General features: G+C 74.8%; 10 protein-coding genes. All 10 read right to left on the bottom strand.

What is annotated here, in order from left to right:
• Positions 1 to 54: 54 nt before the first annotated feature.
• On the bottom strand, positions 55 to 810 hold the full coding sequence (locus tag ACZ6Y1_RS17590) for a spherulation-specific family 4 protein (protein ID WP_469629708.1): 756 nt from the start codon (positions 808 to 810) through the stop codon (positions 55 to 57).
• The gene (locus tag ACZ6Y1_RS17585; protein ID WP_469629704.1) at positions 798 to 1,793 is read right to left on the bottom strand and encodes an NAD-dependent epimerase/dehydratase; all 996 of its coding nucleotides are present in this window, start codon (positions 1,791 to 1,793) and stop codon (positions 798 to 800) included. Before ACZ6Y1_RS17585 ends, ACZ6Y1_RS17590 begins: the two co-directional genes overlap by 13 nt.
• A gap of 89 nt (positions 1,794 to 1,882) precedes the next feature.
• Complete coding sequence (locus ACZ6Y1_RS17580) at positions 1,883 to 2,779, bottom strand: hypothetical protein (RefSeq protein ID WP_469629702.1); 897 nt, start codon at positions 2,777 to 2,779, stop codon at positions 1,883 to 1,885.
• A gap of 260 nt (positions 2,780 to 3,039) precedes the next feature.
• Positions 3,040 to 4,659 (bottom strand): DUF3492 domain-containing protein, encoded by a 1,620-nt coding sequence (locus ACZ6Y1_RS17575; RefSeq protein WP_469629699.1) that lies wholly within the window; start codon positions 4,657 to 4,659, stop codon positions 3,040 to 3,042.
• Between the two features lie 184 nt (positions 4,660 to 4,843).
• The gene (locus tag ACZ6Y1_RS17570; RefSeq protein ID WP_469629694.1) at positions 4,844 to 6,562 is read right to left on the bottom strand and encodes a dipeptide ABC transporter ATP-binding protein; all 1,719 of its coding nucleotides are present in this window, start codon (positions 6,560 to 6,562) and stop codon (positions 4,844 to 4,846) included.
• Entirely contained in the window at positions 6,559 to 7,551 is a 993-nt protein-coding gene (locus tag ACZ6Y1_RS17565; protein WP_469629691.1) for an ABC transporter permease, read from the bottom strand. The genes ACZ6Y1_RS17570 and ACZ6Y1_RS17565 overlap by 4 nt, the downstream gene beginning before the upstream one ends.
• On the bottom strand, positions 7,548 to 8,534 hold the full coding sequence (locus ACZ6Y1_RS17560; RefSeq protein ID WP_469629687.1) for an ABC transporter permease: 987 nt from the start codon (positions 8,532 to 8,534) through the stop codon (positions 7,548 to 7,550). Before ACZ6Y1_RS17560 ends, ACZ6Y1_RS17565 begins: the two co-directional genes overlap by 4 nt.
• Positions 8,531 to 10,267, bottom strand: coding sequence for an ABC transporter substrate-binding protein (locus ACZ6Y1_RS17555; protein ID WP_469629684.1), 1,737 nt, complete (start codon positions 10,265 to 10,267; stop codon positions 8,531 to 8,533). Before ACZ6Y1_RS17555 ends, ACZ6Y1_RS17560 begins: the two co-directional genes overlap by 4 nt.
• A gap of 182 nt (positions 10,268 to 10,449) precedes the next feature.
• Positions 10,450 to 10,545, bottom strand: a complete 96-nt coding sequence (locus tag ACZ6Y1_RS17550) for an Ms4533A family Cys-rich leader peptide (protein ID WP_351301183.1) — start codon at positions 10,543 to 10,545, stop codon at positions 10,450 to 10,452.
• A 56-nt stretch (positions 10,546 to 10,601) separates the two neighbouring features.
• Positions 10,602 to 11,990, bottom strand: a complete 1,389-nt coding sequence (locus tag ACZ6Y1_RS17545) for a DUF3152 domain-containing protein (RefSeq protein ID WP_469629677.1) — start codon at positions 11,988 to 11,990, stop codon at positions 10,602 to 10,604.
• Positions 11,991 to 11,992: the final 2 nt, after the last annotated feature.

Below are 11,992 nucleotides of genomic sequence, written 5' to 3'. Positions count from 1 at the left end.
CGGGCGCGGGGGATTTGTAGGTTGTTCTATCCCGTAACAGTGCCACGCCCTTTTTCATTCCGAGACACCCGTCCCGATCCGCGAGACGATTTCGTCCCAGTACCCGGGCATCGACTCCCAGGGATCGCGGTCGGGCGTGGCCCGCCGGTCCGTGAACCAGATCGTGCCCGCGCCCTGCCAGCGGGCGATGCGGACGGCCTCCTCCAGGTGCGTGCGCGGCACTCCGTGGACGAGGTGGCAGAAGCGCTCCGGCGGGTGGTCGGCGGTCCACTCGGCCACCTGCGACCAGCGGTAGTCGGCCCAGGACCCGGAGAAGGTGACCAGCTGGTCGGCGATCTCCGCGTAGCCCTCGTACGGGTGGGTGCCGTGACCGAGCACGATCAGCGGGGCCTCGCCCAGCCCGCGCAGGGCGTCCACGACCCGGCGCACCGAGGCGAGTTCCGCCCGGTCGGCGGGGGCCCCGGCCAGGTAGAAGCCGCCGACCCCGTACCAGTCGCGGAAGCGGTGGGCGTCGGAGACCAGCTCGCCGAAGGAACGCGCGCCGTCCCGCACGGCGAGATGCCCGAGCACCGTGCCGCCGGCCGCGCGGAGCTTCGCCGCGGCCTCCGAGCAGTGCGGGTCGGGCCGGCCGCCCGGCCCGTCAGTGACGTTGAGCACGGCCCAGTGCAGGGGGGTGCCGGGGCGGGTCAGCTCGGCCCATTCGACGGGGGCGAGCAGCGGGTGCGCGTAGCCGGGGATGCCGAGGCCGATCCGGCCGGCCCCGGTCGCGGCGGACGCTGCCGTCCCGGGCGGGGTGGTCAGATACGGCACGCCGCCTCCATCCAGATGTCCGCCAGGGACTCCTCCAGGTTGATCCGGGGCCGCCAGCCGAGCCGGTCGCGGGCGGTGCGGACATCGGCCTGCTGCCAGGCGCCGCAGCCGTCGGGGTACGGGTACGACTGCGGGACCGAGGCGGCGATCTGCTCGGCGGTGGCCTCGGAGCGCGGCGACGCGATGGCGGGGAGGCCCGGCCGGCCCGGATGGCCGTGCTGCTGCCCGGGCAGGTCCAGCTCGTGCAGGGCTCCGCCGTATCCGGCGACCCGCGCCAGCACGGCGGCCGCGTCCCGCAGCCGGACCGCGCGGCCGGTGCCGATGTTCACCACGCCCTGGGCCGCGGACAGGGAGGCGGCGTGCACGGCCCGCGCCACGTCCCGCACGTCCACGAAGTCGCGCTGCACGCCGAGCCCGCTGAGCTTGAGCTCCCCGTCGCCGGACTGCATGGCGCGGCGCATCGCCTCGGCGAGGCGGCCCAGCGGGGATCCGGCGGGGGTGCCGGGGCCGACGGGCGAGAAGATCCGCAGCACGACGGCGTCCAGCCCGGAGCCCAGCACCAGTTCGGTCGCGGCCAGTTTGCTGACGCCGTACGGGCCTCCGGGTCTCGGCACGGCGTCCTCGGCCGTCGAGGACCCGGGCTGGCTGGGCCCGTACTCGGCGGCGCAGCCGAGCTGGACGAGCCGCGCGCCGCAGCCGCTGCGGCGCAGCGACTCGCAGATCGTCGCCACGGCGACGGTGTTGTGCCGGGTGAGCTCCCGGGCGCCGCCGCGGGTGGCGCCGGCGCAGTTGATGACGACGCCGGGGTGGACGGCGTCGAGGAAGCGGGTGAGCGCGCCGGGGCTGCCGGTCGCGAGGTCGAACCGTACGTCGGCGTCGTCCCCCCGGCCGAGAGCGGTGAGCTGCACGGCGGGGTCGGCGAGCAGCCGGTCGGCGACGTAGCGGCCGAGGTATCCGTTGGCTCCGATCAGCAGCACCCTCATCGCGTGACCCCCTGCTTGGTTGGCTGCCCGGTCATGTCCTTCTCCTTGTGGATCGAGTGGGTCGGTGGGTGTGGATGGGTGGGGCGATGTCAGGTACGTGCGTGCGCGGAAGCCCGGGCCAGCACGAGAACGGCCTGTACGAGGAGTCCCGCGACGGCGGCGAGCGCCGCGGCCGGTACCGGGACCAGGGCGAACGCCAGCGCCACGGCGAGCGGGGCCCTGCGGGCGCCGTGCCGGAGGAGCAGGCGGGTGAGGAACAGCAGCAGGGCGAGCGGCACGGCCACGCGCAGCGGCGCCCCGGCGAGGGCCGCCGCCCCCGCGGCTGCCGCGGCGAAGAGCACGACCGCCGCGAGGAACAGGGGCCGGGCACGGTCGGCGAACTCCTCCAGTGCCCGGCTCCCGGCGAGCCGGGTCCGGGCCCGGGCGGCGAAGGCCTCGGCGGCCAGGTGGGCGGGGGCGACGGCCAGCGCGAGGCCGACGCCGAGGGCGGTGCCGTGCCGGTGCACGGCCCAGCCGGTGACCGCGGCGGCCAGCGCGTACGGCGCCCAGGCGAGCCGGGGCCCGGCGGAACGCCCGGGCCACACCAGGGCGGCCACGGTGACCGCCACGGTGAGGCCCCCGGCCCACGCCGCACCGGCGGCGGCCGCGCCGAGCCCGGCCGCCCCGGGCAGCAGGGCGTACCCGAACCCCCGGAACGCGCGGGCCCCCGCCGGGACGCGGGCCGGCCGTGCGCCGGGGTGCTCGCCGCGCGGGGTGCGGGCGTAGAGCTCCTCGGCGAGGGAGAAGACGTCCCGGTGCCGGAAGCGTGCGGCGGTACGGTCGGTGATCCCGTGCGCCTCCAGGCCGGCGGCGATCTCCAGCGGGTCGACGGCGCGTTCGCAGAGCTCCCGGTGCCGGTGCAGCAGCGCCTTGACGGGATCCCCGGCACCCCGCCGCCGCCCCGCCGACCCCCCCTTGACCGCACCCTCGACCTCGCCGCGGGCCAATCCAGCCCCGCCGTTGCCCTCCGCCCCGCCGGGGGCGAATCCCGCCCCGCCGGCTGGCTCAGCCCCTCCGGCGTTTGAGGAGCGGGGGTCCGGGGGCAGCGCCCCCGGCAACGGCGCCGCGCCGGACCCCGTAGGTGCGGCTGGGCCGCCGGGGCCCCGCCCCTCAAACGCCGGAGGGGCTGGATTCGCCCCCGGCGCAGCGGGGAAGGCCGGGGCGGCGGGTCCCCCCGGGAAGGGGGACATGCCCGGATCCACGGCGGTCACAGCGCCGCCTCCGGGGCCGGGTCCTGGGCGGCAGCCCGGGCCGGCAAGGACCACGCCGGGCTGGTCCAGTGGCCCGGGACCCTCGCCTCCGCCGGCCGCGCGAACGGCACCTCGCCGTCCGTCCGCGCCCCCGCGCCCCGGGCCAGCAGCCACAGGTAGATGTCCCGGAACGCGTCCACGTTCTGCTCGACCGTGAACAGCTCCAGCGCCCGCGCCCGCGCGGCCGCGCCCAGGCGCTGCGCCCGTTCGGGGTCCCGCAGCAGCGACAGGCACGCGTCGGCCAGCGCCCGCGGATTGCGCGGCGGCACGACGAGTCCCGTGCCGCCGATGACCTCGCACACCGCGCCCACGTCCGTGGACACGGTGGCCCGGCCGCTGAACATCGCCTCGGCCAGGGTGACCGGGAAGCCCTCGATCACCGAGGACAGCACGGCGATCCGGCCCGCCCCGTACGCCTCCGCCGGGGACGCGGCGTCGGGGCCGCCGATCTCCTCGAACGTCACCGGGTTCTCCCCGGCCGTCACGGCGTCGGCGGCCTCGTCCGGGAAGAGCTGCGCCGCGAGCGAGCGGCAGTCGGCGAGGTAGCCGGGGGCCGCGGCGGTGGCGAAGATCCGCAGCCGGGTCCCCGGTTCGGCCCTGCGGACCTCGGCGAAGGCGTGCAGCAGTCCGACGAGGTCCTTCGCGGGCTCGATGCGGCCGGTCCACACCAGCGTCCCGGGGTCCCCGCAGTCCACGGCCTCCCCGACGGTGGCGAATCGGTCCGCCTCCATGCCCGGGTACACCGTCCGCACCCGCTCCCGCGGGGCGCCGCACCGCTCCTGCCAGCGCCGGGCGTGCGCGTTTCCGGGGGTCAGGAGATCGGCCCGGGCGTAGATCTCGCCGGCCAGCCTCAGCTGGAAGGCTGCGAGCAGGGCCCGCACGGCGGGCCGGGAGGCCCGCCGCTGCTCCAGGTAGTGGGAGCGCAGCTGCACCCCGTACTCGGTGACCAGCAGCGGGACCCCGAAGAAGCGTTTGGCCAGCAGTCCGGGGAGGGCGGCCACCCCTCCGGCGGCCGCGTGGCAGATGTCGACCCCGCCGAGGCTCCCGGGCCGGCCGTCCTCCTCGTACCAGTCGAGGGACAGCGGCCGCAGCGTGGGCTCCAGCTCGTCGACGAACTCCAGCAGGTCGACGACCTGCACCGCCTGTACGGTGCGGCCCGCGCCCGGCGCCCGGCAGGCGGACTCCAGCAGCCGCACCGCGGACTCCGACCGCAGCGCGGCGTACAGACCGCCCTGCTCGCGGCCCAGTTCGGCGAGCCCGTACAGGCCCGCGGCGAACGGCTCGGGCTCTTCGGCGCAGATGCCCCGGACCAGTTCCCCGAAGCAGGCGGCGAACCGCCGCCGTTCGCGCCGGGAGTACGTCCGGCCGTCGTCGGCGGGGGCCCACAGGGGGGCCGTGCGGACCTGGGTCACGTGGTCGGGGAGCGGTACCCGAGCCCGCTCCTGCTCGGCGTCGCGGCTCAGCGCGTACAGCTCGAACTCGTGCTGCGGGAGGCCGCGCACGAGCCGGTCGCACCACAGCCTGGCCTCGCCCGTCGCATACGGATAACCACCTTCCGTGAGTAGTCCGATCCGCACGAGTGGCACCCCCGATCTCCCGTTTCAGGCGGTCGCCGTCGGTCTGGCGTCCGGCCGCGGGAGAACTCAAGCGGATCTGCCGAAGGCGCGACGGACGGTTGTCCGTCGCGCCACCGGAAGGGGTGAAGAGTCGTAACTTTCCCCCTCGGTTCGCGTTCGAGCGCGCTAGGAAGAGCCTGGGCGACTACGCGTGGACGGCCTTGCGCCCGGACTTCCGCTCCGACCGCCGCCGGGCCGCGGGCTCCGGGTCCAGGGCCGGTACGGCGGCCAGCAGCTGCCGGGTGTAGGGGTGGGCCGGGCGGTCGTAGACCTCGTCGACCGGGCCCTGCTCCACGATCTCGCCGGACCGCATGACGGCGACCCGGTCGCTGACCTGCCGGACCACCGCCAGGTCGTGGGCGATGAAGACCAGCGCGATGCCGAGCTCCCGCTGGAGTTCGGCGAGGAGCGCGGTGACCTGGGCCTGCGTGGTGACGTCGAGGGCGGAGACGGGCTCGTCGCAGACGATCAGCCGGGGCCGTGGCGCGAGGGCCCGCGCGATGCCGACGCGCTGGCGCTGCCCGCCGCTGAACTCGTGCGGGTACCGGTCGTGGTGCGCGGCCTCCAGCCCCACGCGCAGCAGCAGTTCCTCGACCCGGGCGCGCACGGCGGCCCCGTCCCGCTCACCGGCCGCGCGCAGCGGATCGGCGATGGACTCGCCGACGGAGCGGCGCGGGTTGAGGGAGGACACCGGGTCCTGGAAGACCATCTGCGCGCCCGCGGCGACCCCCCTGACCTCGACGCCGTCGTGCCGCACCTGCCCCGAGCCGGGCTCCAGCAGCCCGACGAGCATCCGCCCGAGGGTGCTCTTCCCGCTCCCGCTCTCGCCGACGATCCCCAGCGTCTCCCCCGCGCGCACGGCCAGCGAGACCCCGCGGACGGCGGCCACCCGTCCCTTGCCCCGCCCGAACTCCCGCCGCAGGGAGAACGCCTCGACGACGGGGGCGGGGTCCGGCCCCGTAGGGGCGGAATCCGGCCCCTCCGGCGGTTGGGGAGCGGGGTCCGGGGCGGAGCCCCGGGACACGGCGCCGCGTACGGGTACGGGCAGAGCCCGGGAGGCCCGCGGCCCGTCCAGCCGCGGCACCGCCGCCAGCAGGGCACGGGTGTACGGCTCGGCCGGCGCCGACAGCACCGCGCCCACCGGCCCCCGTTCCACCACCGAGCCACCCCTCATCACCAGCAGCGCGTCCACGCTCTCCGCCGCCACCCCCACGTCGTGGGTGACCAGCAGCAGCCCGAGCCCCCTCTCTTCGCGCAGTTCGTGCAGCAGGTCCAGGATCTGCGCCTGGACGGTGACGTCCAGCGCGGTCGTCGGCTCGTCCGCGATCAGCAGCCTCGGCTCGCACGCCAGCGCCATCGCGATCAGCGCCCGTTGCCGCATGCCGCCGCTGAACTCGTGCGGGCGCGCCCGCGAGCGCCGTACCGCGTCGGGGATGCCCACGCGGTCCAGCACCTCGACGGCGCGCGCCCGCGCGGCCCGCCGGGAGACGTCCGCGTGGATCCGGTGGACCTCGGCGATCTGGTCGCCGATGGCGTGGTACGAGTCGAGGGAGCTCAGCGGGTCCTGGAAGACCATGGCGGCGGTCCCGCCCCGCAGCTGGCGCAGCTCCGCGCCCGAGGCGGCGGCCACGTCGGTGCCGCCCACCCGGACGGTGCCGCCCACCCGGGCGCCGGTGCCCCGGTGCAGGTCCAGCAGGGCCGCGGCCACGGTGGACTTGCCGCTGCCGGACTCGCCCACGATGCCCAGCGCACTCCCGGCGGGCAGCGTGAAGGACACGCCGTCGACGGCCCGTACGTACGCGCCCGGCCCGCCGACCGGGAAGTCGACGGTGAGGTCGGTGACCTCCACCAGTGTCTCGGTCATGCCAGGGCCACCCTTCGGTCCGCCGCCGCGTACAGCAGGTCGCCGATCGCGCCCGCCACGACCACGGCCGTGCCGATGGCCAGGACGATGCCGACCACGACGGGCAGGTCGACGATCTTCACCCCGTCCATCAGGGTCTTGCCGAGTCCGGGGATCCCGAACAGCGACTCCGTGAGCACGGCGCCGCCGATCATCGCGCCGAAGTCCACGGCGCTGAGCGCGATCACGGGGGCCAGCGCCCCCCGCAGGGCGTGCCGGGTGACGACGGCCCGCTCCCCCACCCCGTAGGCGCGGAAGGTGCGGATGTGGTCCTCGGCGAGGGTCTCCAGGGTGGAACTGCGCGTCAGGCGGGCGTACTTGGCGCTCTCGAACAGGCCGAGGGTCACCCATGGCAGCAGCATGTTCCAGGCCCACTGCTCGGGGTCCTCGCCCAGCGGCACGTACGTCGGGAACGGCAGCCACTGGAGGTAGGCGCAGACCGCCATGAGCAGCAGCAGCCCGAGGATGAAGACGGGGGTGCCGGTCCCGGCGAGGGTGAGGACGGTCAGTGCCCGCTCGGTGATCCCGCCCCGGCGCAGTGCGGACAGCAGTCCGGTGCCGACGCCGATGAGGAGCCAGAGCACGAGCGCGCCGGCGGCCAGGGACAGGGTGGCGGGCAGCCGGTCCAGGATCAGCTGGGTGACCTGCTGGTCGTTGCGGTACGAGAAGCCGAGGCAGGGCGCGTCGCAGTGCAGGACGAGGCCCGCGCCGCCGGAGTGGTCGCGGCCCGCCACCAGCCCCTGGAGGAAGTGCAGGTACTGCGTGAGCAGGGGTTCGTCGAGCCCGATCCGTTCCCGCACCTGGGCGATCTGCTGGGGGTTGCAGCGCTCCCCGCAGGCGAGGCGCGCGGGGTCGCCGGGCACGACGTAGAAGAGGGCGTAGACGACGACGGACAGGGCGAGCAGCACGAGCAGTGCCCCGCCGAGCCGGTTGAGCACGAAGCGGGTCACGCCGTGCGCTCCTTTCTGGTGCCGACCCGCAGGCGCGAGCCCTCGCGCGGGTCGAGGGCCGTGCGGACGGCGTCGCCGAGGACGGTGAAGGCGAGCACGGTGACGAAGAGCATCCCGGCGGGGAGCAGGACGTACATCGGGTCGGCCCGGAACCAGGTCTGGGCCGACGACAGCATCTGCCCCCAGGACGGTGTCGGCGGTTTCACGCCGACACCGAGGAAGGAGAGCGAGGCCTCGACGACCATGTTGGTCGGCACGTGGATCGCGGCGTACGTGATCACGGGCGCGGCCAGCGAGGGCAGCAGCTCGCGGCGGGCGATGCGCAGCGGGCCGTTCCCGGCGAGCCGGGCGGCGTCCACGAAGTCCAGGCCGCGCAGGGCGAGGGTCTCGGCGCGCACGATGCGGGCGGTGGCGCCCCAGCCGAGGAAGCCGATGAGCAGGATCAGCAGCAGCGGCCGGGGGAACGCGGCCGGGACGACGGCGGTGAGCGCGATCCCGATCACCAGGGTGGGCAGGGCGATCATCACGTCGGTGAGCCGGCCGATGAGGGCGCCGACGGCGCGGTTGCCGAGTCCGGCGGCGATTCCGGCGACGAGGCCGAGCAGGGTCTGCAGGGCGGTCGCGCCGAAGGCGACGAGCAGGGAGATCCGCGCCCCGTACAGGAGCCGGGTGAGCAGGTCGCGGCCGCTGCCGGGTTCGACGCCGAGCCAGTGTTCGGCGGAGACCCCGCCGAAGGAGCCGTGGGGCACGCCGCCGCGCGCCGAGTCGACGAGGTCGTCGTGGTAGGCGTTCGGGTCCTGGCCGGTGAGCTGGGCGATCAGGGGCGCCGCGAGGGCGAGGAGGACGAGCAGCGCCAGGACGGCGCCGGCCGCGACGGCCGAGGGCCGTCGGCGCAGCCGGTGCCAGGCCTGGCGGCGCGCGGCGCCCGCGCCCGGGGTGGTGGTCCCGGGTGCGGGCGCCGGCTGCTGGGTCGTGGTGGTCACTTGACCGCGACCTGCGAGATGTCGAGGACGCCGGTCCAGTCGCTGATGACGACGTTCTTGACGTCCTTGCCGACGAGCCGCTTGTAGACGGGGTGGAAGAGCGGTACGTCCAGGGCCTGCTCGCCGATCTTCTTGTCGAGGGCGCCCCAGCGCTTGGCGGCGGCGGCCGGGTCGGTGAGCTTGGCGATCTCGTCGATCTCGGCGTTCACGGCGGGGTCGTCGAGCTGCGCGTGGTTGTAGTTGGAGCCGTTGGTGACGATCTGCCGGCCGTCGAAGATCGGCGCGAGGAAGGGTCCGCCGGAGGGCCAGTCGGCGCCCCAGCGGGAGAGGAAGAAGCCGGGCGTGTTCTTGGCGTCCCAGCGGCGCTGGTTGAAGGCGTTGGCCTCCAGGCCCTCCAGCTTGACGGTGATCCCGGCGGCGGCGAGGGCCTGCTGCACGGCGGTGGCGACCTCGGGGCTGGTCTGCCGGTTCTGCGCGTTGGAGTGGGTGAGGGTGATGGTGAGGCCGTCGGGGTAGCCCGCTTCCTTCAGCACCTCCTTGGCCTTGGCCGGGTCACCGGTCCTGCCGGCCGGGAAGTGGTCGTAGGCCAGGTAGCCGAAGGCCTCGTGCTCGGGCAGGAAGGTGGTGGCGGGCTCGGCGAGCGCGGAGCCGCCCGCCGCGTTGATCACGCTGGTGCGGTTGATCGCGTAGGAGATGGCCTGGCGCACCTTCGGGTTGTCGAAGGGGGCCACCTTCGGGTTGAAGGCCAGGTAGTTGACGTAGCCGAAGTGGCCGGTGCCGACGCGGGCCGCGAGTTCCTTGTTGTCGCCGATCTGGGCGAGTTCCGCGGGCCCCAGGTTGGTGTCGGTGGTGATGGCGGCCGCGTCGGGGCCGGTGCTGGTGGTGAGGCGCTGGTTGATGACGGCGGCGTCGAGGCCGGCCCGGACGTCGATCGTGTCCGGGTAGGCCTTGCGTTCGGCGTCGGTCTTCGGGTCCCAGTGCTCGTTGCGCTCCAGGGTGAGGTGCTCGCCGTCGTTCTCGTTCTTGACGACCTTGTACGGGCCGGAGGAGACCGGGTGCTCCTCGTACTTGACCCCGGTGTCCTTGGCCTTGGGGACGGGGGCGAACTGCGTCTGGGTGGCGACGAACGGGAAGTCGCCCTCGGGCTTGCGCAGCTTGAAGACGATGGTCTTCGCGTCGGGCACGACGATCGAGTCGAGGCCCTTGCCGCCGTCCTTGTAGGGGCCCTCGTACGTCTCTCCGCCGACGAGCCAGTCCCGCAGATAGGGGGCTCCGCCCGACAGTTCGGCGGCGAAGGACCGCTCGATGCCGTACTTGATGTCGGCGGTGGTGATCGGGGAGCCGTCCTCGTACTTCAGCCCGTCCTTGAGGGTGTACGTCCACTCGGTGGCATCGGCGTTGGCCTTGCCGGTGTCGGTGGCGAGGTCGGGCACGACCTTGGTGCCGGCCGCTCCGGCCTCGCGGTTGCGGGTGGTGAGCGTACGGAAGACCAGCGAGGGGACGTTTCCGCCGCCCGAGGTGTAGAGCCGGGCGGGGTCGAAGTCCTCCTGCGGCTCGTTGTTGAGGACGGTCAGGGTGCCGCCCTTCTGCGGGACGCCGGCGGCGCCCGCCTTGTCACCGGAGCCGGCCTTGTCCGCACCGTCCTTCGGCCCGCAGGCCGCGGCGCCCCCGGCCAGTACGAGGCTGACGGCGACCGCGGCGACGCGGCGCGATATGTGGGCATGACGGAGCATCGGAAAGAGACCTCTCGGCGTGAAGGAAGGGAGGGAATGCCACGCGAGGGGCAGCGATCGACGGCGGAGCCGGAAAGGGATCCGTTACGGAGAAGCCGCGCCTGCGGGCGTGTGCGTACGCCCGGGCGCGGCGGTGTTCCCGCGGGATGTCGCGGGGGAGGTCGCGGCGCTTGCGGGCAGGCTCAGCGACAGAGGATGTCGGCCACGCTGTGCGCGGTCACACCAAGCAGCGCCAGCTCGATGGCGGCGCTCGCGGTCATGGTGTGGTGCTGCGACATGCGGAGAACGATTGCCGATGATCGGACGGATTGTCAACGCGGATCACGGCTGACGGTCAAGTCCCGGGAAATACCCATGGGTTGGGCTTGCACTGGATTCCGTCGATGTCGAGGGACTTGGTCTGCTGCTGCATGATCGGGGCGAGCGAGCCGGGTGTCCTGCAGCTCACGTGCCCGTGTCCGAGGCGGTGGCCGACCTCGTGGTTGATGAGCATCTGGCGGTAGCTGAGCATCTGCTCGGGGCCGTACGTGGCGGATCCCTGCGCCCAGCGGAACGCGTTGATCATCACCCGCTCGGTGGACGCGGAGTCGCAGGAGACGTTGTCGACGGTGGTGTCGAGCCCGGATTTCGCGCACCACTTCCCGGTGGTCCCGGGACTGGCGAGGGTGATCACGAAGTCGGCCTCGCCGCCCGGCACCCGCTCGAAGGTCATCGCGCCGCCGTGGCCCCAGCTGCGGTCGTCGTTGAGGGTGCGGTGGACGGCCTCGGCGAAGAGCGCCGGGTCCAGGCCGAGGCCCTGCTCGACGTCGACGCGGTAGCGCACGGTCTTGCCCTTGCCGGGGGCCTTGGCGACGCCGGGAACCGTGTCGAAGGTCCCGGGGCCGGTGAGCTTGGCGTCGATCGGCAGCTGCTGGGCCATCTTCTGCTCGTACGTGAGCTCCGGCGCGGCCGGCACCGCGGGGGCCGCGGCGGCGGGCGCGTGCGCCGTCGGGCTGTTGGCGCCGCCGGTCCCGGCCGGGGCCTCGCCCTGGGCGGCGAGCGGGTCCGGTTTCGCGCCGTCGGCGTCCGAGGACATCTGGACGGCCACAACGACGGCGAGGGCGGTGGTGACGGCCGCCGCGGCCATGCCGGTGTACGTCCACGCCTTCCGCCCGCGGCCGGCACCGGGGCGCTCGGCCTCGGGAACGGCGGGTTCGGCGGGCGTGCGCGGCCCGGGCACGCGCACCTTGCGATGCGAGCCGGTGGAGGTGACCGCGTCCGGCGCCGGGGCGGGCCGGGGCGCGGCCACGGGGGCGGGGGTGGAGGCGGGCGGCGGGAGGGTGACCTGCGGGAAGCCCACGGCGGGCGTGCCGAAGGCCGGGGTGTCGCTGTCGAGCAGGGGGTGGCCGTCGAGCAGGGCCGTCGGTGCGGCGGCGCGGGCGCGCGGCACCCCGCGCCAGTCCCCGTAGACGGGGGCCGGGTCCGGTCCGGCGCCCCAGGCGCCGCCCTGTTCGTACTGCTGGGGGTGTCCGCCGGCCCGCGCGTCCTGGGTGACGTACCCCTGGTGGCTGACGGTGGGTTCCGGCCGGCGCCGCGCGCCCGGTTCCCGGACGTCGTGTCCGTAGGTGAAGTCGTCGTACTCGTACTCGTACCCGAGCGGCCGCTCCGGGTGGGCCGGCGCGGGGGCCGGCGCCGGATCGGGCACCGGGGCAGGGGGCTGGGCCTTGCGACTATGTCGTCCCACGG

This window comes from Streptomyces sp. NPDC053432, from assembly GCF_055585365.1.
Note: the sequence above shows the minus strand (reverse complement) of the source record. Positions and strands in the feature narration are given on the sequence as shown.

Excerpts from the sequence above, each read along its gene's own strand:
- ACZ6Y1_RS17585 (WP_469629704.1), bottom strand. The coding sequence starts at position 1,793 with ATGAGGGTGCTGCTGATCGGAGCCAACGGATACCTCGGCCGCTACGTC.
- ACZ6Y1_RS17570 (WP_469629694.1), bottom strand. The coding sequence starts at position 6,562 with ATGACCGAGACACTGGTGGAGGTCACCGACCTCACCGTCGACTTCCCG.
- ACZ6Y1_RS17555 (WP_469629684.1), bottom strand. The coding sequence starts at position 10,267 with ATGCTCCGTCATGCCCACATATCGCGCCGCGTCGCCGCGGTCGCCGTC.
- ACZ6Y1_RS17550 (WP_351301183.1), bottom strand. The coding sequence starts at position 10,545 with ATGTCGCAGCACCACACCATGACCGCGAGCGCCGCCATCGAGCTGGCG.